The sequence below is a fragment of the Aliiglaciecola sp. genome, assembly GCF_039982535.1.
In the GTDB taxonomy this organism is placed as follows: domain Bacteria; phylum Pseudomonadota; class Gammaproteobacteria; order Enterobacterales; family Alteromonadaceae; genus Aliiglaciecola.
The window spans coordinates 117516-139721 of the sequence record NZ_JBDWYG010000069.1 but is presented as its reverse complement, the minus strand read 5'-3'; the positions used below and the strand labels follow the sequence as shown (position 1 = coordinate 139721).

Below are 22206 nucleotides of genomic sequence, written 5' to 3'. Positions count from 1 at the left end.
CATATTAGCGCTTTCTTAGGGAAGCAATCAGTGAGGCAACGATGAATAAAGAAATTTTGTTAGTGGCAGAAGCCGTTTCAAATGAAAAACAGGTTCCCAAAGAGAAAATCTTTGAGGCATTAGAATATGCTATTGCCAGCGCTACTAAAAAGAAGAATGAAGGCGAAATTGAAGTAAGAGTAAATATCGACCGTGAAACTGGTGATTTTGATACTTTTCGCCGCTGGGTAGTTATTCCTGATGATCAGGTACAAGAAAACCCGTATGCAGAAATTACCTTTTCTGCAGCCCAAGTGGATGATCCCGAAATTCAATTGGGTGAATTTATAGAAGATCAGATTGAATCAATTAAATTTGACCGTATCACTACGCAAACAGCTAAACAGGTTATCGTGCAAAAAGTACGTGAAGCCGAGCGAGCACAAATGATTGCGGAATACGAAGATCGTGTTGGTGATTTGGTTACAGGTACAGTGAAAAAGGTGAATCGCGACAACGTTATTATCGACTTAGGTAATAATGCTGAAGGGGTTATTTACCGTGACGATATGCTTCCTCGCGAAACTTTCCGCCCAGGTGACAGAGTACGTGGTTTGTTATACGTAATCCGTCCTGAAGCTCGCGGTGCACAGTTATTTATTAGCCGAACACATCCAGATATGTTGGTTGAATTGTTCCGTATCGAAGTGCCGGAAATCGCTGAAGAAACGTTAGAAATTAAAGCCGCTGCCCGTGATCCAGGTTCACGAGCTAAAATTGCTGTGAAAACTAACGACAAGCGCTTGGACCCTGTAGGGGCTTGCGTAGGAATGCGTGGTTCTCGTGTGCAAGCCGTTTCTGGTGAACTTGGCGGTGAGCGTGTTGACATCGTGTTGTGGGATGAGAATCCAGCGCAATTCGTCATCAATGCTATGGCTCCTGCAGAAGTAGCATCAATCGTGGTTGACGAAGATGCCGGTTCAATGGATGTCGCTGTTGAAGCAGACAACCTAGCACAGGCAATTGGTCGTAGTGGTCAAAACGTACGCTTAGCCAGCCAGTTAACTGGTTGGACACTCAATGTAATGACCGTTGAAGACTTAAACTCTAAACACGAAGAGGAAAATTCGAAAGTGTTAGGCGTGTTTATTGAAAGTCTTGATATTGACGAAGATTTCGCTGCCGTTTTGGTTGACGAAGGATTCTCAACAGTCGAAGAAATCGCTTATGTTCCAGCTAATGAATTGTTAGCCATCGAAGGTTTCGATGAAGACATGGTTGAAGAACTTCGTGGTAGAGCAAGAGCGGCATTAACCACACAAGCTTTGGCAAATGAAGAGTCACTTGAAGCTTCTGAGCCAAAAGAAGAATTACTAAACCTCGAAGGTATGGAGCGCCATGTGGCCTACGTACTAGCAAGTAGAGGAATTACAGACCTTGAGGGCTTAGCCGAACAAGGTACTGATGAAATCAGTGATATTGAAGAACTAGACGAAGAAAAAGCCGGACAGCTAATAATGGCTGCACGTAACATCGTTTGGTTTAGTGAAGAATAAGTAAGATCAACAAGAGGAATACAGCTATATGGCAGAAGTCTCCATCGAAAAACTAGCCACCGACATAGGCACTCAAGTTGATCGCTTAGTTCAGCAGTTTGCAGACGCAGGTTTAACAAAAAAAGCGGGTGATATGATCACCGAAGATGAAAAACGTCAATTGCTTGATCACCTGAGTAAATCTCACGGTGGCAATGGTTCGGAAGGACCAAAGCGCATGACCTTGCAACGCAAGACTACTAGTACGTTAAGTGTTGGTAAGTCAAAAGCTGTTAAAGTTGAAGTACGTAAAAAACGTACTTATGTTAAACGCACTGATGTTGAAGAAGCGCGTTTAGCAGAAGAAGAAGCTAAGCGTAAAGCGCAAGAAGCGCAGGAAAAACTTGAAGCAGAGAAAAAAGCTGCTGAAGAAGCGAAAAAAGCAGCTGAAGAAAAAGCAGTAAAAGCGGCAGAAGCCAAAGCGAAAGCAGAAGCTGAAAAAGCGGCAAGAATTGAGCAAGCGAAAAAAGAAGCTGCTGCTCGTCAAAAAGAAGAAGTGCAGTTGTCTCCAGAAGAAAAGGCCGCTCAGGAAGAAGCAAGAGCAGAAGCTGAGCGTATTCGCAAACTTCAGGAAGATGAAGCACAACGTAAACTTGAAGAAGACGCTAAGAAAGCGGCTGAAGAAGCAAAACGTTTAGCAGAAGAAAATGAGCGTCGTTGGAAAGAAGAAGAAGAACGTCGTAAAAAGCAAGAAGCTGAAGAAGTGCATGTACACTCTAACCGTTATGCTCAAGAAGCAGAAGATGAAGAAGATGCGCAAGTAGAGCGCGGATCTCGTCGTCGTAAGAAATCGAAAAAGAATGCTGGTGCTGACCTTAAGCATGGCTTCAACAAACCAGCTCAACCCGTAGAACGTATTGTTCGTATTGGTGAAACTATCAGTGTTGGCGAACTTGCTAGCAAAATGGCAATTAAAGCCACTGAAGTAATCAAAGCGATGATGAAAATGGGTGAAATGGTTACCATTAACCAAGTATTGGACCAAGACACTGCGGTATTAGTAGTAGAAGAAATGGGTCACAAATATGAATTGGTCAATGACAACGCATTAGAAGACGAATTGTTAGCTGATAAAGCGTCTGGCGATAAAGAAAACAGAGCGCCAGTGGTTACCATCATGGGTCACGTTGACCATGGTAAAACCTCGTTGTTGGATTACATTCGTAGAGCGAAAGTTGCCGATGGCGAAGCTGGTGGTATTACCCAGCATATTGGTGCTTACAGCGTTGAAACTGATAATGGTCGAATTGCCTTCTTAGATACTCCTGGACACGCCGCGTTTACTGCAATGCGTGCTCGTGGAGCAGTAGCAACAGATATCGTTATCTTGGTTGTTGCCGCAGACGATGGCGTAATGCCACAAACAAAAGAAGCTGTTCAGCATGCAAAAGCTGCTGGCGTACCTTTGATTGTTGCGGTTAACAAAATGGATAAAGAAGCTGCCGATCCAGATCGTGTTAAGACTGAATTATCGCAACTTGAAGTTATTTCAGAAGAATGGGGTGGTGAACACCAATTCGTAAACGTATCTGCTAAAACAGGTATGGGCATCGATGAGCTTCTAGAAGCGATTTCTTTGCAAGCTGAATTACTTGACTTACAAGCTGTACCAACTGGCCCTGCAAAAGGTATCGTTATTGAATCTCGCCTTGATAAAGGTCGCGGCCCTGTGGCTTCGGTACTGGTTCAAGAAGGTGAGTTGAAAGCTGGCGACATTCTATTATGCGGAATCGAATACGGTCGTGTTCGTGCCATGCGTGATGAAAATGGCCATGAAGTAACAGTTGCCGGTCCATCTACACCAGTAGAAGTGCTTGGTTTATCCGGTGTGCCTATTGCCGGTGAAGACGCATTAGTTGTGCAAGATGAGCGTAAAGCCCGTGAAGTTGCGAGCAAACGTCATACTAAACAACGTGATTTGAAATTAGCTAAACAACAAAAAGCCAAGCTTGAAAACATGTTTGCAAACATGGAAGCCGGTGATGTTAGTGAACTGAATGTGGTACTAAAAGCCGACGTTCAGGGCTCAGTAGAAGCAATTTCAGAATCCTTAACCAAACTTTCTACTGATGAAGTAAAAGTCATTATTGTAGGCAGTGGTGTTGGTGGTATTACTGAAACTGATGCTAGCTTAGCCGCAGCTTCTAGTGCCATTGTGGTTGGTTTTAACGTTCGTGCCGATGCGACAGCTAGACGCATAATTGAAGCTGAAGAAATCGACTTACGTTACTACAGTGTTATTTATGACCTGATAGATGAAGTTAAACAAGCAATGAGCGGTATGCTTGCACCTGAGTTCAAACAACAAATTATTGGTTTGGCTGAAGTACGTGATGTATTTAAATCACCGAAAATTGGTGCAATCGCTGGTTGTATGGTAACTGAAGGTAACATTAAACGTAGTGCGCCTATTCGTGTACTTCGTGAAAACGTAGTTATCTATGAAGGTGAACTTGAATCACTTCGCCGCTTCAAAGACGACGTACAAGAAGTACGTAACGGTATGGAATGTGGTATCGGCGTGAAGAACTACAACGATGTTAAGGTCGGTGACCAAATCGAAGTATTCGAAACCGTAGAAGTAAAACGCGAAATATAACCCTCGCGTTTCAATTAGAATTAAAACGGGGGCTTAAGCCTCCGTTTTTGACTGGAATTTAGGAGTGTCAGTATGGCTAGAGAATTTTCCCGCACTGAACGAGTTGGACAGCAAATCCACAAAGAAGTGGCCAGCATTTTCCAAAATGAATTTAAAAACCGTGATCCACGTTTAGGCATGGTGACTGTGTCTGGGGTTGATGTCTCTCGAGATTTAGCCCACGCAAAAGTCTATGTGACTTTTTTCGAAACAGATGAAGAAAAACTGAAATTGTTTAATCAAATTTTGGAAGATAACAAAGGCTTTATTCGCACTTTGTTAGCTAAACGTATGCGTATGCGTGCAGTTCCAGCTTTGAAATTTTATCAAGACACGTCAATCACCGAAGGTATTCGTATATCCACTTTAGTGTCACAAACACTGAATGAGGATAAAGAGCGAGCCTTAAAAGCTGGGCGTGATTTAGATAAAGAAGATCAGGACACGGACGACAATAACTAATGGCGAGAAAGCGTAAAGGGCGTGCCATTGATGGCATGTTACTCCTCGACAAGCCGTTAGGTTTATCCTCTAACGATGCACTGCAAAAGGTTAAGCGTTGTTTTAATGCTGCAAAAGCTGGCCACACGGGTGCCCTTGACCCTCTGGCAACAGGAATGTTACCTATTTGTTTAGGAGAAGCTACCAAGTTTTCACAGTTTCTTCTGGATGCAGATAAAACCTATTCAGTTACAGCCACTTTGGGTGTGCGTACGACAACGTCTGATGCTGATGGTGAGATTGTTGAGAGCAAACCTGTAGAGGTTAGCAAAGCAGAAATTGAAAAAGCCTGTTTGAGCTTTGTGGGAACGTCGGATCAAGTACCCTCCATGTTTTCGGCCTTAAAGTACCAAGGTAAACCCCTTTATTTTTATGCCAGACAAGGTATTGAAGTACCCAGGGAAGCCCGGAAAATCACTATCTTTTCGCTGCAAATTGAAAAGATTGAAGGCCATAAAGTGGATATGATTGTGCATTGCAGTAAAGGCACTTATATTCGCTCTTTGGTTGATGATATTGGCCAACTTTTAGGGTGTGGCGCTTTTGTTAGTCGTTTACATCGCTCTAAAGTAGCCGACTATCCTGCTGATAAAGTCATAACCTTAGATGCATTATTGGCTATGCGACAGGTCATTAATGATAATGAATTGGATATTATGGATGACAGCAGTTTTGAGGCCATGGATGCCTTGTTATTAGCCATGGATTCACCGGTCAAAACTCTGCCTGCAGTTGAACTGGAGCCTGAGCGAGCAAGTTATTTTTGCAATGGTAATCCAGTCAATCCTAAACAAAAATTATCGATGCCATTAGATTCTCAAGTGAGAGTTTATTGCGATGATCTATTTTTAGGGGTAGGTTTCATTGATGATAACCTACAGATTGCTCCTAAACGTCTAGTGGTAAGATAAATCCTTCTGCACTAACAATCTAATGTTAAGTGAATCAATACTCAGGGCAAGCAGTTAATTTAACACTGTTTCCCCTGAGTTTTTTTATGGGTGACAATCACTCTTGAATGATAACTTGGCTAATAATAACTGCATCGGTTACTTTAAAAGGTGATGCCATAATATCCTCACTGCGAGGTGTTAATTGCATAAAATGTTGTGCTAAGTCTCGACTTGTTTCCACTAAACGTAATTGTGCTGGTTGACTATCAGGACGATATTTTATTTTTACCTCAATGGGCTGCATGTCAGTTACAACATAGTACATCACCGAGTTATTCTGTTTTCTACTGCCTAATATGTCGAATGCTTTTTGGTTAATGGACAATGCAAACACATCTAAAGGTGTATCACTTATAATTTGAATTGAATTAAGAGGGCGGTTGGGTTCGATTTTCAGTGTGAGTTGGCTGATATCATTTTCATCTACTGAGTGAGTTACCACTACATTTGTGGGTTGGATATCAAGTTTTTTAGTTTGGCTAGCATAATGGGCAGAACGACTCGTTCTATCTGAAACTAAGCCCTTTAAATCACTCGTGTCAGTGTCCTTAAGCGTAAAAAAAGGTTGAACAAAACTATCTAAATGTTGGTTATAGGAAAATAACCTAGCTTGGTTTGACTCAGTATCGTATAGGTAATTAATACTGCTTGGCTTTTTTCGATCCTCAGAATAATCAGCGTTGAGGTGAATGCCTACAAAACTAATAAATGCGCCCGCTAAACAAAATAACTGAATACTTCTGAGACCTTTGATAATAAAAAATATTGGCAGTAAGGTCATCAGTAACATCGTGGTCATTATTGTAGCGATAGCTAAATTTGGAAGCCCTAGTCCTACCACAATCGTCGGTATCAGAGGCGATATTATGACTAAACCGGGTAAACTAAAAAGAGTATAGGTAATGACTTTTCTGTTTGCCGTGGTTCTGTATCGAAGAATATTGCCAAAAATTGCCAGTGGAGCGACGGCTAAAATAATAAAGAAGCCCGCTCCCGTTAGAAAAATACCAATTAAAATATTAATGACAATCCACAGGGCAATAATAGGCAAATACCATTCAACTATTCTTATGCTTGGAAACCGTTTAGCGAATACTTGGTAGGTGAAAAAGCCCATACAAATGGTAAGCAAAATAGCGGTAGCTAATATGTAGTGACCGCCGTAGGGGAACCTTTGCGGTATGTCATTGAATTGCGGATAAAACCAAACTAAGACATGCCAACCTACTAAGCCTATAGCGATTGCGAAAATAATATTTAGGATAATGGGGAAAGTGGCTATTAATACAGACTTCAATTTAATCCGTCTTTTGTTAATGGCGCTAATGGACATCATTAAAAATACCAGTGCCACTAAAATACTTATGGGCAGTACCCATAAAAACGGATAGTCATAGAGCGCAATATTAGCAAAATTAAAATACACCACATCTTTGTTAGTGGTGAGTTTTTCTAAATCTGAATTAGCAAAGTAGGGTAATAATGCCGATAAATAGCTAATTTGATGATTAAGGCTAGACGCATCTAACCTCTCTGGAGTGTCTTGGGCAGTATGGTAATCGAAATGATCATCAATAAAGGCAAAGTTTAAGCCGTTGATGTCAGCTTCTTCTCTAAATACAGTGAGATCGGTATCATTTGGCAACATTTTATAAATGCTATACATCAAAGAATTAGCCGTAGGGTTGGATAACTTAGCATCAACTAACCCTTCCAATATATTTTTGTTACCGTGATTGGTTTCCAATAAGGTAAAGCTTGGTCCCCCAGAACCTCGTGCTTCAAAGTTTAGAATTAAGCCAATTTTATCTGCTAAGGGATGTTCTTTGACAAAACCTTGCGCGCCAAGTAAACCTTGTTCTTCGGCATCGGTAAAAATAATATAAATATCGTTGCTGTGGGTTAATCCACTGTTTAAAAATGCGCGGGTTGCTTCAATTATTGCCGCCACGCCACTGCCAGCGTCACTTGCACCATGAGAATAGCCGTTGGCCGAATCGTAATGGGACATTAAGGCTAAAGCTTTATTCCCCTTTGAAGGTGTTGTAGCTGGTATCTTGGCAATAATGTTAGATACAGTTGAAGCCACAAAATAGTTTGATCGCAACCCCAAGGTTGTTTGCACTTCGACCTCTAAATCTAACTCTTCTAACTGATTGACTAAATAGTCTCGAACCTTGGCATGTCCGCTAGAGCCGGTGAAGTGGGGGAGTTCACTAATGTTAGCTATGTGAGCCCAAGTATTGGTAATGGATATAGTCTCGTCAGCTATTTTATATTGAGCATCATCAGCGGGTTTTTGTGCATTCCAGGTCCATACTACTGTAAATACAATTGCCATCACTACGAGGAAACTATAAAGCCTTGAAGCTGTCATTTCATATTGAGCCATGGCATTCCTTGGTAAAATTTGCCGTATACTTGCTAGGCTACGGGGGCTGATAACTATTAGTTTAATGTAGAATAAAAAAGCAACAAATTCGAGTTAGATTAATTAAAGCATCACTCAGGTTCTATAATCAGTATTTGTCGGTAATTTACCTTGATAAAAATAGCGGCATCGCTATAATACGCCCTCTTTCGACTCCGCTGAATTAGTGATCGGCGAGTCTTTATTAAATTTGGAGAAAAATATGTCACTAACTACTCAAGAAACAGCACAAATAATTGCCGACTTCGGTGTTAAAGAAGGTGATACTGGTTCACCTGAAGTACAAGTTGCTTTATTGACTAACAACATCAATAAATTGCAAGGTCACTTCGCTGATCATAAGAAAGACCATCACTCACGTCGTGGTTTGTTACGTATGGTTAGCCAACGTCGTAAGTTACTTGATTACCTTAAAGGTAAAAATGTAGAGCGTTATCAAGACCTTATCAAACGTTTAGGTCTACGTCGTTAATTCGATTTGATAGCATAAAAAAGGCGCTTAATAGCGCCTTTTTTGATCCAGTTTAAAAATTCTATTGGGCTAATGTCGAGCTTGTTGCTGGTTGAAAAATTCTTCACGTTCAGTCTCAGTCAGAATTCCAACGAAAGGTGAGTGACGTCGTAATTTATTCATCCGCTCATTTTCAACACATAGTTGTGAGACTAAACTGGACATATCACCTTTCAGTTCCAGAACTGACCACCAATCTAAATATAAGCCTCGATAAATTAATCCAGCATTGAATCGTGACTCAAGTTTCTCTTCAACTTTGTTGATCATCTCGGGGGACTGCAAAAGCTTTTCACCAATACGTTGATGGATAGCCAACAAATTTTCGTCAATGGCATTGCGCTGTTTAGTATTGTTTCGCGATACTCTCATGGGTTAACCTCCAAATAGATATGGAACCCGTTATTGGTTTTCATCTAATAAAGGCGCGAGCATTGATTCTAAGCCGTTAAGTTTTATTTCATACATCAATGCCAGTTGTTCTCCTAGTTTTCCTGCTGGAAAGCCTTTTTGATGAAACCAGACTAAATAGGGCTCAGGTAAGTGCAGCAGTTTTCGGCCTGCATACTTGCCAAATGGCATTGTTTGGTTGACTGCTTGTTTTATGACTGTTGGATCAAACATTTGCTTGTTTCATTCTAATCTTGTTGTAATGAGTTTTGTTGGGTATCCCAAAGCTTTTTATATAAATCATGCTGCTGTAAAAGCTCTTTATGCGTGCCTTGTTCTACTACGTTTCCTTTTTCTAGTACAACAATTTTGTCAGCATCTATGATTGTGGAAAGACGATGAGCAATGACCAAACTTGTATGCCCCTTAGATACGTCTTTAATGGCATCTAAGATCGCTTTTTCTGATTGGCTGTCTAACGAAGACGTCGCTTCATCAAAAACTAAAATAGGGGGCCTTTTTAAAATGGTTCTGGCTATTGCAACCCGTTGTTTTTCACCACCAGAAAGTTTTAGTCCACGTTCGCCCACTTGGGTTTGAGCGCCTTTAGGTAAACTGTCTACAAACTTTCGGAGATGGGCTAAGTCTATCGCTTGATTCACTTCTTCATCGCTAGCGGTAGGCCGGCCATAACGTACATTTTCGAATATGCTGTCATTAAATAAAACTGTATCCTGGGGCACTATTCCAATGGCTTTTCGTAAGGACTGTTGGGAAACTTGACTGATATCTTGGTCATCGATCAGTATCTTTCCCTTTGTTACATCGTAGAAGCGAAATAGTAGTTTTACGATAGTCGATTTTCCAGCACCGCTTTCACCGACCACGGCGACTTTTTCTCCAGCTCCTATGGTGAATGAGAGGTTATCTAAAATAGGGCGGTCGGGATGATAGCTGAATCCGACATTGCTAAAGGTGATCTCGGCACCATTGACCTTTAAAGCCGTATCGTCATGCTCATTTTTAACTGTGGCGGACTTGCCAAGTAAACTAAATAAATTTTCAATGTTCGCCAACGAACCTCGAATTTCTCGATATACAAACCCCAAAAAATTTAAGGGCATAAATATTTGCATGGTAAATGCGTTGATCAATACAAAATCACCAATGGTCATCTTACCATCGGCAACACCATAGGCAGCCATGGCCATCATCGATGTCATGGCAATGGCAATAATTAATGCCTGTCCACCATTTAGCGCAAATAATGATAGTCTGTTTTTGCGTCTGGCCGATTCCCAGCCAGCTAAGTCATTATCATACCGATTGGCTTCATAAGCTTCATTATTGAAGTACTTGACGGTTTCATAATTGAGGAGGCTATCAATGGCTCGTGTATTGGTACTGGAGTCAGCAAGATTGACTTCACGTACATATTTAGTTCGCCAGTCAGTGGCTTTCATTGAAAATGTGACATAAAACACCACTGAAAGAAGGATAACGATGGCGAAGTTAAATCCATAGTTATAAAACAGTAAGCCAACTACCATGGCGATTTCAATTAGCGTAGGGCCAATATTAAAAACCATAAAACGCATAAGAAAACTTATGCCACTGGTACCTCTTTCGATGTCTCTGGTGAGTCCGCCAGTTTGTCGATTCAGGTGAAAGTCTAAGTCTAGGCTATGTAGATGCTCAAACACACGTAACCCAACTCGACGCATGGCTCGCTCTGTCACTCTGCCGAATAGGGTATCTCTAATTTCACCAAATAAAACATTAGCAAGGCGCAATGCACCGTAGGCAACGATCAGCGCAATGGGAGCGAGAATTAGCTGCTCTGTTTTTGAATTTAAGCTATCCACAGTGTGTTTTAGCACAAAAGGCAAACCGACACTGGCTAACTTGGCGGCCACTAAACAAACAAAGGCAAGTAAAACCCGTTGTTTAAACTCTAATAAGTAAGGCCATAGTTGCTTGAGAACTAGCCAGTTAACAGGAGTATCAGGATCAATTGGTATTCTTCGTGAACGCATATTGTTGCTGCAGGAATAAAACGTAGGGTCAGTTTATCAGAAAAGCTCACTCACTGATTGACGGTTTTACAAGAACCTCAATTTTCCGGGCGCTAGAGTCCATATGCTGCTTTAGCGCGAATTGAACCAGCTTAAGCGCTCTCGTGTAACATTTCTCTGACTTTTTGATAGCGTTCAAATTGCTCATCATTAAGTTCACCGTTCTCAATCACACGAATACAATTATCGATTAGTTTTTGAATCGAAATATCGGATTTATTGGTGTTCTCATTCATCGTGATAGCTTGTAGCAAATTTAAAGCAATGGCGATATTTTTGGGCATTACCGTAAAAGCTTGTCTGAAAACACGTAACGCATCTTCTAAGTCACCTCGTCGATAAAAGGCAACCGCAGTGTTGTTAAGCTCTTTAGGTGTTTGTTTAATGGTTGAGCGTTCTTGTTTTTCTTGTTTTACATAATGCAAAAATAGACTACCTTGCTTTTCGTCTTTTTTACATCTTTGCTCAATTACATCCATTATATTGTTTGATTTTTCATACAGCCCTAACTCATGAAATGCTTTCGCTTTGTCTAACAGGGCATCCATACTTTCTAATTCCCAGTTTTCTTCAGCTAGCTGATCAAGTAAGGCTTTGGCATTTTCTTTTTCGTCTTGTAAATAAAGAAGACGGGCATCAATCACTTTAATTTGATCGTTAAGTTCGGCTTTAGGAAAAGCAGACTTAAATTGTTTTACATATTCGTTGGCTTGCTTAAGTAAATTATAAGTTTCACTTTCATCGGCTGTCATGGCGAAGTCAATTCCGGCGCGCGCAACGTTTAAATAGTTTTCTGGCTTATCATGAATTGAGTCTTTGGCAAAACGAACAATTTTTTTGGCAGCATCAAATTGTGTTTCATAATCATGGGTAATACGCGATAAATCTAGCGCGGTCTTATGCCGTCTAATATTACGTGGCGATATTTCTGTTGCCATCACAACGCATTCTAAAGCCACATCAAAGTCTTTTTGTTTGATATGCAGTGCAGATAATAAATCATAAGCGGCTAACTGGGAGTCCGACTTAAACGCTAATTCAAGGACTAACTTTTCAGCTTCGTCATCTTCATTTAAACGTATATGGGCATTCACTAAGCCTAATTGCGCCCAGGTAAAAGACTGCACGTTAATAATGGCTTGATAAAACTCTTTTGCTTGCTCGTAATGACCGCAGGCTAATAATAACTCTCCCTTTGTTTTAAGGGCGAGGGGGAAAAATTCAGCATTTTTGGGCTCAGATAAAAATAACTCTACTTCTGCAAGTGCTTTAGATAGCTGCCCTTTACCCATATAGCGATAAACTTTTTTGAGGGCACGCTTTCTTACTAATACCTTGGTTAAGCGTTTATCTAAATCATTTACAGTAAAGGGTTTGGCGAGAAAGTCATCGGGTTGCAATTCGACAATGCTATGGACTAAATCTGAGGTGGTATCGGCACTAATAAAAATAAATGCAGTACTAGGCTCTAGTTCGCCATTATGTTTTAACTGATCGTACAGATGATAGCCATCGTGATCTTTTTTCAAGTTGTATGAGCAAATGATAAGATCATAGTGTTCATGCCTGATTTTATTCAATGCATGTTGAGCTCTATCCACATAAGTAATCTGGTTAAAACCCAGTTCTTCTAAAGAGTATTTCATATAGCCTTTAGCTAAAACTTGATCATCGACGACCAGTACTTTTGTTTCTTTCGATATCTGGGGATTCATAAGCCAATAAATTTGCAAACAGATGACTAGGTTATCGTACTTTTTACGATTTTGATAAGGTCTTTTTGCTATCCAAGGTTAAAAATTTTGACCTGAATCAACGGAATAAGCTTTATTACAGCACTTCTATTTAATAAAAGAGTATGGGGGCAATATCAATAATTTTCGCAAATGAGTCTTTCAGTTACTTACCTACTAGGTAAAGCATGAACTATGGCTGTTTAGTTTTAATCTGGCTAGAAATAGAGAAATAGAGAAATAGAGAAATAGATATTTTAAAATATGGGGAAAAAGATGGTGGACGCTACTGCCGGCTCGGTCTGAAAGACTTGACCAGTGACCCTCGCCTAAAGATTTTGAAACATGGAAAAAGATGGTGGACGCTACTGGGCTTGAACCAGTGACCCTCGCCTTGTAAGGGCGATGCTCTCCCAACTGAGCTAAGCGTCCATATTTTGTGTTGAACCAGTGACCCTCGCCCTTCTTTTGTAAAAGGCGGTGATGCTTGCTCTTCTTTCTAACTGAGCTAAGCGTCCATTTTGAACTTTTAAATCTTGCAGAAAATTGGTGGACGCTACTGGGCTTGAACCAGTGACCCTCGCCTTGTAAGGGCGATGCTCTCCCAACTGAGCTAAGCGTCCAATTTTCTTCTTTACTTGCTGTGCTTGGCAAGTGGAGCGCTATTATAGATATGCGACTTAGACTGTCAACCCTAATCTATAAAAATATTGTTTAAATGGTGAATTTCTATCCATTTGGCTATTTTGCCGAGTGATTTATGTACAAATGGCCTTAAAAAAGTCGTTTATCGTGGATTAGTTTTTAAAATTGGTTTTTTTTAGCCTACGTAGACTGGTAAACTTCGCGCACTTAATTAAAAAGGAAACAATAATGTCCGTGATCACCCGATTTGCTCCCAGTCCCACCGGTTATTTACATGTAGGAGGTGCAAGAACAGCACTTTATTCATGGTTATATGCCAAGAGTAAAGGAGGTAAGTTTGTATTGCGGATTGAAGATACTGATATTGAGCGTTCCACCCAAGCGGCAATAGATGCCATTTTGGAAGGAATGGATTGGTTAGGTTTGGATTATGATGATGGACCTTACTATCAGACTAAACGTTTTGACCGTTATAAAGAATTGATTGATCAACTGCTAAGTGAAGGAAAAGCCTATAAGTGTTTTATGAGCTCTGCAGAATTAGATGATATTCGTGAAAAGCAAATGGCTGCCGGTGAAAAACCTCGTTATCCAGGAACTTGGCGCGACAGAACAGATCATCCAGAAGATCAGCCTTTTGCTATTCGCTTTAAAAACCCGTTAGAAGGCACTGTCGTAATCAATGACCATATCCGTGGCAAGATAGAAATCGCTAATGCCGAATTAGACGACTTAATCATTCAGCGTAGTGACGGTACTCCTACTTATAATTTCTGCGTTGTCGTTGATGATTGGGATATGGGAATCTCTCATGTGGTCAGAGGGGAAGACCATATTAATAATACTCCTCGTCAAATAAACATATTAAAAGCGCTAGGTGCGCCTGTACCAGAATATGCTCACGTATCGATGATTTTAGGTGATGATGGTAAAAAACTGTCTAAACGACATGGTGCCGTGGGTGTCATGCAGTATAGAGATGATGGTTACCTTCCCCAAGCATTGTTGAATTACCTGGTTCGTTTGGGATGGTCCCATGGCGACCAAGAAATTTTCTCCAAACAAGAAATGATCGATTTGTTTGATTTAGATTCCATTGGTCAATCAGCGTCGGCATTTAACACTGATAAACTTATTTGGTTAAATCAGCATTACATTAAAACGTTACCGGCAGCTGAAGTTGCAGAGCATGCCAAATGGCATTTTCAGCAACAAAACATCGATATAAATAACGGACCTAGTCTTGAAGCGGTTATTGAAGCGCAGGCTGATCGAGTGAAAACCTTGGTTGAGTTAGCCCAGATTAGTCGATACTTTTATGAAGAGTACGAAGAGTTTGATGCTAAGGCCGCGAAAAAACATTTACGTCCTGTTGCTAAAGAAGCGTTAGTGTTAGTTAAAGAAAAATTATCGACTATTGCTGATTGGACTCCTGAGTCAATTCAGAACGCAATTAATGAAACTGCGGAAGAATTAGAGATTGGTATGGGTAAAGTGGGTATGCCGTTACGAGTGGCTGTTACAGGGGCAGGGAACTCACCTTCTCTAGATGTTACTTTACACCTGTTAAAATCTGAACAAATTGCACAACGAATCGACAAAGCGCTCATTTATATAGCAAACAGAGAAAAAACATAAAAAAATCTTAAAAAAGTCGTTGACATAAAAAGGTCTGATGCCTAGAATGCGCCCCGCTGTCAAGGAATGGTAGCTAGCTAAAAAGCTTAGCCACTAGTGACATATAGCACGGGGCTATAGCTCAGCTGGGAGAGCGCTTGCATGGCATGCAAGAGGTCGGCGGTTCGATCCCGCCTAGCTCCACCAATATCATGGATTGTTTACTACCACCTAGGCCAGTAAACAGTAGATATGACAAGAATTTGATTTTGTAAGGCGTTTAAAGTTGTAGGGTGGTTCACCATCCGATAATGTCGCTCCTCTCGCAGGCTCGACTCGCCTTACAGAAATTTATCGAAGCTTGCTTCGATAGGTAAAATTTCTGTCCCCATCGTCTAGAGGCCTAGGACACCGCCCTTTCACGGCGGTAACAGGGGTTCGAATCCCCTTGGGGACGCCATTTTAAACAGAGTACAGGATGTACTCGGTGGCCGGCAACGGCAACAAGGAACGCTTAATTCACACTCCTGGGCGAATTAAGTAAATAGTAGAGATAGAAAATTGTTTTTTGTAAGTCGTTTAAAGTTGTAGGGTGGTTCACCATCCAATAATGTCGCTCCTCTCGCAGGCTCGACTCGCCTTACAGAAATTTATCGAAGCTTGCTTCGATAGGCAAAATTTCTGTCCCCATCGTCTAGAGGCCTAGGACACCGCCCTTTCACGGCGGTAACAGGGGTTCGAATCCCCTTGGGGACGCCAATTAGAAAAACCGCACTTTTTAGTGCGGTTTTTTTATGTCTGTTTTTTATGCCGGAAGAAAAGAGAACCGTTTCTATCATATTATCCATGCCTGTCCACAATGAGCTTTATGAGCTTGTTCGTTTCTATCATATTATCTATGCCTGTCCACAATAAGCTTGTTCGCTGATATGAGTGCTTGCTCTAAAACCCTTGTTTCTAACTTCATCTGAATCCCTAGTTTGCACAAATAGAGTAGCTGTTGCATATTAGGTGCTATTCAAACTTATCGGTAATTAGCATTGAGTCCATTGACGTGGATAGGCGATAAAATAGCGCACTTTTTACAAAAGCCTAGCCCAACATACCAAAGTGAAACCACTTGCGAACCTGAAGCTTTAATTAAAACCTTAAAAAAGGGCGACGTATTGCTTATTGACGGTATTAGTCGGGTAAGTACTGCAATTAAATATTTAACCCAATCCAGCTGGTCACACGCCACCTTATGCATTAGTGACCAATATGGTGTTGAAAAACCGGATATTGCTAAAGTACAGCTTCTTGAGGCTGATGTAGTGGAAGGGGTTAGGGTGATAAATTTACAAGAGTACGTGGAACAAGGTACTCGAATCTGTCGACCTGTTAGTCTCAATCAAGAGGATATTGAAAAAGTAATAGCCTACGGGAAACAGCGAATAGGGCATCAGTACGACACTAAAAATATCCTCGATTTAGCCCGATACTTGATTCAAACGCCTCCTGTTCCTGTGGGCTGGAGACGGAATATGCTGTCTTTAGGGAGCGGTGATCCGACACGAGCCATTTGTTCTTCTTTGCTAGCTCAAGGATTTCAGTCAATTGGCTATCCTATTTTGCCGCAAAAAGTGAAGCCAACTAATACCAGCGGTTATCAATCCAAACTAAACCACTTTTTCCAATCTAGGCACCACACTTTGTTTGTCCCAAGAGACTTTGACATCTCGCCTTATTTCGCCATTATAAAACCCACTATCGAACAACACTTCGATCCCTATACCTTTAATTGGGATTCTGAAACTAAGATAGAAACAGAAAACCAACCACCTGCTGTTGCAAGTGATTAGCTGGAGATTGAGATGCTCGAACTGAAACCAAATTGTGAGTGGTGTGACAAAGATTTACCGCCTGAGAGTGAAGACGCGTTTATCTGTACCTACGAATGCACCTTCTGCCAAGACTGTGTTGAAACTGTACTTTTGAATGTTTGCCCCAACTGTGGTGGTGGCTTTAGTGCCAGACCCATAAGACCTGCTACTGCTTTTCGGCCGGGTGTTAGCTTGCAACATCAGCCAGCATCAAACAAACGGGTAGTCAGTCCATATAGCATTGATGAAATTCGAGCGTTTCGTCAATCTGTGCTGGCTAAATAAAATAGGCTTAAAAAAGCAGATGAAATTGCACTCCCAAAAAATTGACTCACCTTGTATTCGCAATTGCTGTTTAGACCAAGACGATGTTTGCGTGGGCTGTTATCGCAGCATAAAAGAGATATTAGCGTGGGGCAGTGCTAACGAGCAACAAAAAGCTAGCATACTGCTTGAGGTAGAAAAACGTAAAGGGCAACGAAACAAAATTTCAAATAACAGATCATAAAACTGCCATTCTTGCTACAATCCGCGACTTTCTGAAGCCCTTTAGTTTAATTATTTGAAATGAAAATAGTGTTAGCGCCTATGGAAGGCGTGGTTGATCATCTAATGCGCGATATGCTTACTCAAGTTGGCGGTTTTGATTCCTGCGTGACTGAATTTGTGCGTGTGGTGGATCAACTGTTACCTAGTAAAGTGTTCTACCGTTTATGCCCAGAGTTGCACCAGCAAGGACTCACACCCTCAGGTGTGCCGGTAAAAGTGCAATTGTTAGGGCAAGAACCTGATTGGTTGGCCGAAAATGCAGTCAGAGCTATTGAATTAGGCTCCCATGGCGTAGATTTGAATTTTGGCTGTCCTGCTAAAACCGTGAACAAAAGTAAAGGCGGAGCAGTTCTTCTAAAAGAGACTGAAGCTCTTTACAAAATCGTATCAGCCGTCCGTAAAGCCGTTCCATTAGAACACCAGGTCACAGCCAAAATGCGCTTAGGCTTTGAAGACAAGTCATTGGCCATTGAAAATGCCCAAGCTATTGAATCTGCTGGGGCTAATAGTCTAGCAATACACGCACGAACAAAAATCGAAGGTTATAAACCGCCAGCGTATTGGGAGTGGATCGGCAAAATACGTCAGCAAACACAAATACCAATAATTGCTAACGGTGAAATTTGGTCAAAGGCAGATGCAATTCTCTGTCAACAACGCTCACAGTGTGATGACATAATGTTAGGACGCGGTGCATTAGCGATGCCGAACCTAGCCCAAGTGATACGACAAGACGCTCAAGAAATGACTTGGGAACAGGTTAAAGCCTTGCTGTTGACCTATTCAGGATATGAAATTTTTGGTGATAAAGGTCGATATTACCCAAATCGAATAAAACAATGGTTAGGCTATTTAAAAGTACAATATCCGCAAGCGGATAGTTTATTTTTACGTATTCGCGCTTTGACTAAGTCTGCTGACATTGTATCTGTTTTGCAGCAACCATAATAATCGAGATCCTTTAAAAAAGGGGTTTCCAACAACAATCAAGGTGATTTGAGATGGCATTGAAGCCAACAATTTATAAATTTCGTATTTCGTTAGCGGATATGGACAGACATCATTATGAGAATTTAAACCTAATCGTCGCACAACATCCATCAGAAACAACACAACGAATGATGGCGAGAATAGTGGCGTTTTGTATTAATGCACAAGATCGTCTCGAATTAACCAAAGGATTAAGTGAAACCGCAGAGCCGGACATTTGGTTAAAGGAAGCAAACGACGATATCAGCCTATGGATCGAAATAGGTGAGCCTGAAGTTGAAAGAATCAAAAAAGCGGCTCGTTTAGCCTCTGAAGTCTTGGTATATAGCTTCAATACTAAGTCGGATGTGTGGTGGCAACAATCAGCAGCAAAATTTAAGCAGTTAAACGCAAAATTTTATCGATTCGATTGGCAGCACATTTGCCAACTAAGTGAATTAATAGAACGAACTATGGATATGACAGTGACGATTTCTGACCAATCCGCGTTTATCGCCACCAACTTAGGTGAATGCGAAGTTCCTTGGGATGAACTCTAAGACAGTTAATTGCAGTATCTTCCACAACTGGTATATTTAATTCTATCAAAACCCACCTAGCTTTCTTTTTTCTGTGGCTTTAGCAGAGCGAATAAAACATTGGTAGGCGGGCTTGACCATTCGTTATTGATATACATTAGAAAACAAAAACAAAAATAAAAAAACGAACTTACTTACGGCAGGAAATCATGAAACTACTATCTACCTACGCAGGGATGTCCCTCAGCGTTTTGGCTAGCGTGTTATTGGCTGGTTGTGATGCAGAACAACCAGAAAAAGAACCACCAGTCACCCTCAACAAAAACCCGTTCCCCAGTACTTATCAAGCCATGGAAAGTGAGCCAACGTTAATTACCAATGTACACATTCTTGATGGAATTGGCGGTTACATTGAGTCTGGTGCTGTTTTTATCAGTGACGGCAAAATTCAAGCTATTGGAAAATCTGTGAGTGTGCCAGATGGGACTAAAACCATTGATGGAAAAGGCCAGTGGGTCACCCCCGGAATTATAGATGTGCATAGCCATCTTGGTGTTTATGCTACACCCGATACCGCATCCCATTCCGATGGCAATGAAATGACGGATCCCGTTACCGCACAAGCTTGGGCCGAACATTCAATTTGGCCACAGGATCCCGGGTTTCACCGCGCCCTAATGGGTGGGGTAACTAGTTTACAAATTCTCCCAGGTTCTGCCAACTTAGTGGGTGGCCGAGCGGTTACGGTTAAAAACGTGCCTAACCGAGTAATTCAAGATATGAAATTTCCAGGGGCCCCGTATGGCATGAAGATGGCGTGTGGTGAAAACCCCAAACGTGTTTATGGTAAAAAAGGCGGCCCAGGAACACGTATGGGTAACGTTGCTGGTTATCGCCAAGCCTGGGCTGATGCCCAAGACTACAAAAACAAATGGGATCGTTATTATGCCGAATACGATCAAGGCAAAGATCCTAAAGTCCCTAAACGGGATTTAAAATTAGAAACTTTAGCCGCTGTGCTAGACGGTGAAATTATCGTTCACATGCACTGTTACCGTGCTGATGATATGGGCACAATGCTCGATGTAATGAAAGAGTTTAACTATCAAATTGGCTCTTTCCACCATGCTGTTGAGTCCTACAAAATTGCTGATAGATTAAAAGAAAACAATGTTTGTTCTTCAATGTGGGCAGACTGGTGGGGCTTTAAAATGGAAGCCTATGACGGCATTCAAGAGAATATTCCTATGGTTCATGCCGCAGGTGCTTGTGCCATTGTGCATTCTGATGACGATAAGGGGATCCAACGTTTAAACCAAGAAGCTGCGAAAGCTTGGGGCAATGGTAAACGTGTTGGAATAAACATATCGCAAGCGGATGCATGGCAGTGGTTATCTGCCAACCCAGCGAAATCCTTGGGGATTTTTGAGCAAACCGGTTCTTTGGAAGTGGGTAAAAATGCTGATTTAGTGCTTTGGAGTGCGGATCCGTTTTCTACTTATGCAAAAACCGTCAACGTCTATATTGATGGAGCCCTTGCCTTTGATCGTAATGATCCCAGTAGCTGGCCAGTTAGTGACTTTGAGTTGGGACAACCAGGTGAAGGAGATAGCAAATGATTAACTTACCTAAATTACGTTCATTGGCTGTATTAGCGGTTTCTTTAAGTAGTGTATTTAGCGGTGTAGCCCTGGCGCAAAATATTGCAATCGTCGATGCCACTGTTCACACCATGACCGAGCAGGGCACACTTAATAATGCCACTGTGCTAATTAGAGATGGCAAAATTCAAACTATCCTAACGGAAACGCCTGCCTTAACCGGGTACGAAATTATCGATGGTAAAGGTAAAGTCGTGACCCCAGGTTTGATCGGCGCGTTTACCTCTTTAGGACTAGTCGAAGTTAGCTCGTCTGCAGGTACCGTAGACAGCAGTGCCTCTGCTAATGCAATCAGCAGCACTGGCGCTGCATATGACGTATCTTACGCAATTAATCCAAATTCTTCGTTATTGGCAATTTCGCGCATAGAAGGGGTGACCTCGGCGGCGACTAGTATGAATAGAACTGGTCAGTTGTTCCAAGGACAAGGAGCTATAATTACTCTTGCTCAAGGCATGGGCCCGCTGATGAAAAAAGCTGCTTTTGTGACTACCGGTGTTGATAATGACGCTGCAGACCACAGTGGTGGTAGCCGCGCGGCACTTTGGGTTGCCTTGGAGCGTGCTCTAGATGAAGCGAGTTATGTAAACGGTAAAACACTCAATCCACAATCGCCATGGTACGGTATGAGCAGTCTAGATGATGCAATGGCCCTAGTGCCGGTTATCAAAGGTGATACACCGTTGATGATTGCTGCACATCGTGAAGCTGACCTACTGCAAGTGATCGCATTAAAACAACGCCATCCTGCGCTAGATATTGTGGTGTTATATGCCACTGAAGGTTGGAAGGTGGCGAGCCAATTAGCTGAAGCAAATATTTCGGTCATTCTGAACCCTGAATCGAATTTGCCTTACGAATTCGATCAATTAGCGGCCACAATGGAAAATGCAGGGCGTTTACAAAAAGCCGGCGTGACTATTGCCATTGGCATGAACACTCACAACATCCGGTTAGCTACCCAGCATGCAGGTAATGCGGTTTCTCATGGTTTACCTTACAATGCTGGTCTTGCTGCGTTAACCATCAACCCAGCTAAAATATTCGGTATTGATGATAAAGTGGGTAGTTTGAGTGCGGGTAAACAGGCAGATGTAGTGGTTTGGTCTGGTGATCCTATGGAAGTGGCTGAGGGCGCTGAGGTTGTTATTATTAACGGTGAGTTAGTGGATATGACTTCTCGTCAAACAAAACTCCGAGACCGCTATTTACAACCTGTTAGCGGTAAGAGCGTGCATTACACTCGACCTTAACGGTTGTCAGTAACAAAAAACCGAGCTTAATTAGCTCGGTTTTTTTGTTTTGGTTGTCAGTGTTGTTGTGTAAACCAATTAAGCCTGAGTATTAATCACCGAACCCACACGAGAATTAGGTGTAGGGTTGTTTTCTGCTGACGATGTCGGTGCCGGAGACTCAAGCTCGGCTTGTCGCTGTTGAGTGTCAACCTGTCGCGCCTGCTGTTGCGGTGCTGCCTGAGCAGCAGAATTGCTAGTTGAAGAACCTACTTCCATTTTTGTCATCCTCGTTGCCAAAATTTATCTATAAATATAGTACAAAA

The 22206-nt window shown here is 41.7% G+C and carries 19 protein-coding genes and 5 tRNA genes; 16 read left to right on the top strand and 8 right to left on the bottom strand.

Translation table 11 applies throughout. The features are described from left to right. The first annotated feature begins 41 nt into the window (after positions 1 to 41). The 4 genes from nusA (at position 42) to truB (ending at position 5624) form a co-directional block, all read left to right on the top strand. Positions 42 to 1535 (top strand): transcription termination factor NusA, encoded by a 1494-nt coding sequence (gene nusA, locus ABJV04_RS19250; RefSeq protein ID WP_348493222.1) that lies wholly within the window; start codon positions 42 to 44, stop codon positions 1533 to 1535. 28 nt (positions 1536 to 1563) lie between these two features. Then, positions 1564 to 4173 (top strand): translation initiation factor IF-2, encoded by a 2610-nt coding sequence (gene infB, locus ABJV04_RS19245; protein WP_348493221.1) that lies wholly within the window; start codon positions 1564 to 1566, stop codon positions 4171 to 4173. Between the two features lie 72 nt (positions 4174 to 4245). Then, entirely contained in the window at positions 4246 to 4674 is a 429-nt protein-coding gene (gene rbfA, locus ABJV04_RS19240) for a 30S ribosome-binding factor RbfA (protein ID WP_348493220.1), read from the top strand. After that, entirely contained in the window at positions 4674 to 5624 is a 951-nt protein-coding gene (truB, locus tag ABJV04_RS19235) for a tRNA pseudouridine(55) synthase TruB (RefSeq protein WP_348493219.1), read from the top strand. Before rbfA ends, truB begins: the two co-directional genes overlap by 1 nt. 97 nt (positions 5625 to 5721) lie before the next feature. On the opposite strand, the gene ABJV04_RS19230 is transcribed toward truB, so the two are convergent. Continuing rightward, positions 5722 to 8058: a M20/M25/M40 family metallo-hydrolase gene (locus tag ABJV04_RS19230; RefSeq protein WP_348493218.1), complete on the bottom strand. Its 2337-nt coding sequence runs from the start codon at positions 8056 to 8058 to the stop codon at positions 5722 to 5724. A gap of 241 nt (positions 8059 to 8299) precedes the next feature. Here ABJV04_RS19230 and rpsO point away from each other — a divergent pair, with 241 nt between their 5' ends. Further along, the gene (gene rpsO / locus ABJV04_RS19225; protein WP_216047418.1) at positions 8300 to 8569 is read left to right on the top strand and encodes a 30S ribosomal protein S15; all 270 of its coding nucleotides are present in this window, start codon (positions 8300 to 8302) and stop codon (positions 8567 to 8569) included. A gap of 69 nt (positions 8570 to 8638) precedes the next feature. Here rpsO and ABJV04_RS19220 read toward each other — a convergent pair whose 3' ends face one another. From ABJV04_RS19220 to ABJV04_RS19195, 6 genes are all read right to left on the bottom strand, one after another. After that, complete coding sequence (locus ABJV04_RS19220) at positions 8639 to 8980, bottom strand: hypothetical protein (protein ID WP_348493217.1); 342 nt, start codon at positions 8978 to 8980, stop codon at positions 8639 to 8641. A gap of 30 nt (positions 8981 to 9010) precedes the next feature. Next, positions 9011 to 9232 carry a DUF3820 family protein gene (locus ABJV04_RS19215; RefSeq protein WP_303474229.1) on the bottom strand — a complete coding sequence of 74 codons (222 nt, stop codon included), beginning with the start codon at positions 9230 to 9232 and terminating at the stop codon, positions 9011 to 9013. A gap of 14 nt (positions 9233 to 9246) precedes the next feature. Beyond that, a complete protein-coding gene (locus ABJV04_RS19210; RefSeq protein WP_348493216.1) occupies positions 9247 to 11034 on the bottom strand; it encodes an ABC transporter ATP-binding protein/permease in 1788 nt (595 codons plus the stop codon). A 131-nt stretch (positions 11035 to 11165) separates the two neighbouring features. Beyond that, positions 11166 to 12788 (bottom strand): response regulator, encoded by a 1623-nt coding sequence (locus tag ABJV04_RS19205; RefSeq protein WP_348493215.1) that lies wholly within the window; start codon positions 12786 to 12788, stop codon positions 11166 to 11168. A 374-nt stretch (positions 12789 to 13162) separates the two neighbouring features. Beyond that, positions 13163 to 13238, bottom strand: a tRNA-Val gene (locus tag ABJV04_RS19200). A 115-nt stretch (positions 13239 to 13353) separates the two neighbouring features. Beyond that, positions 13354 to 13429 (bottom strand) — tRNA-Val (locus tag ABJV04_RS19195). A 250-nt stretch (positions 13430 to 13679) separates the two neighbouring features. Here ABJV04_RS19195 and gltX point away from each other — a divergent pair. The 11 genes from gltX (at position 13680) to ABJV04_RS19140 (ending at position 21901) form a co-directional block, all read left to right on the top strand. Next, on the top strand, positions 13680 to 15089 hold the full coding sequence (gene gltX, locus ABJV04_RS19190) for a glutamate--tRNA ligase (RefSeq protein ID WP_348493214.1): 1410 nt from the start codon (positions 13680 to 13682) through the stop codon (positions 15087 to 15089). Positions 15090 to 15199: 110 nt separating this feature from the next. Further along, positions 15200 to 15275, top strand: a tRNA-Ala gene (locus tag ABJV04_RS19185). Between the two features lie 177 nt (positions 15276 to 15452). After that, a tRNA-Glu gene (locus ABJV04_RS19180) sits at positions 15453 to 15528 on the top strand. A 223-nt stretch (positions 15529 to 15751) separates the two neighbouring features. Then, positions 15752 to 15827, top strand: a tRNA-Glu gene (locus ABJV04_RS19175). A 281-nt stretch (positions 15828 to 16108) separates the two neighbouring features. Continuing rightward, positions 16109 to 16909 carry a YiiX/YebB-like N1pC/P60 family cysteine hydrolase gene (locus ABJV04_RS19170; RefSeq protein ID WP_348493213.1) on the top strand — a complete coding sequence of 267 codons (801 nt, stop codon included), beginning with the start codon at positions 16109 to 16111 and terminating at the stop codon, positions 16907 to 16909. A gap of 12 nt (positions 16910 to 16921) precedes the next feature. Further along, the gene (locus tag ABJV04_RS19165) at positions 16922 to 17215 is read left to right on the top strand and encodes a DUF1272 domain-containing protein (RefSeq protein ID WP_348493212.1); all 294 of its coding nucleotides are present in this window, start codon (positions 16922 to 16924) and stop codon (positions 17213 to 17215) included. Between the two features lie 19 nt (positions 17216 to 17234). Further along, complete coding sequence (locus ABJV04_RS19160) at positions 17235 to 17438, top strand: DUF1289 domain-containing protein (protein WP_348493211.1); 204 nt, start codon at positions 17235 to 17237, stop codon at positions 17436 to 17438. 59 nt (positions 17439 to 17497) lie between these two features. Further along, positions 17498 to 18427 (top strand): tRNA-dihydrouridine synthase, encoded by a 930-nt coding sequence (locus tag ABJV04_RS19155; protein ID WP_348493210.1) that lies wholly within the window; start codon positions 17498 to 17500, stop codon positions 18425 to 18427. 53 nt (positions 18428 to 18480) lie between these two features. Next, a complete protein-coding gene (locus ABJV04_RS19150) occupies positions 18481 to 19008 on the top strand; it encodes a YaeQ family protein (RefSeq protein ID WP_348493209.1) in 528 nt (175 codons plus the stop codon). Between the two features lie 188 nt (positions 19009 to 19196). Next, a complete protein-coding gene (locus ABJV04_RS19145; RefSeq protein ID WP_348493208.1) occupies positions 19197 to 20606 on the top strand; it encodes an amidohydrolase in 1410 nt (469 codons plus the stop codon). Then, a complete protein-coding gene (locus ABJV04_RS19140; RefSeq protein WP_348493207.1) occupies positions 20603 to 21901 on the top strand; it encodes an amidohydrolase family protein in 1299 nt (432 codons plus the stop codon). Before ABJV04_RS19145 ends, ABJV04_RS19140 begins: the two co-directional genes overlap by 4 nt. Before the next feature lie 78 nt (positions 21902 to 21979). On the opposite strand, the gene ABJV04_RS19135 is transcribed toward ABJV04_RS19140, so the two are convergent. Beyond that, positions 21980 to 22168 (bottom strand): hypothetical protein, encoded by a 189-nt coding sequence (locus tag ABJV04_RS19135; protein WP_348493206.1) that lies wholly within the window; start codon positions 22166 to 22168, stop codon positions 21980 to 21982. Positions 22169 to 22206: the final 38 nt, after the last annotated feature.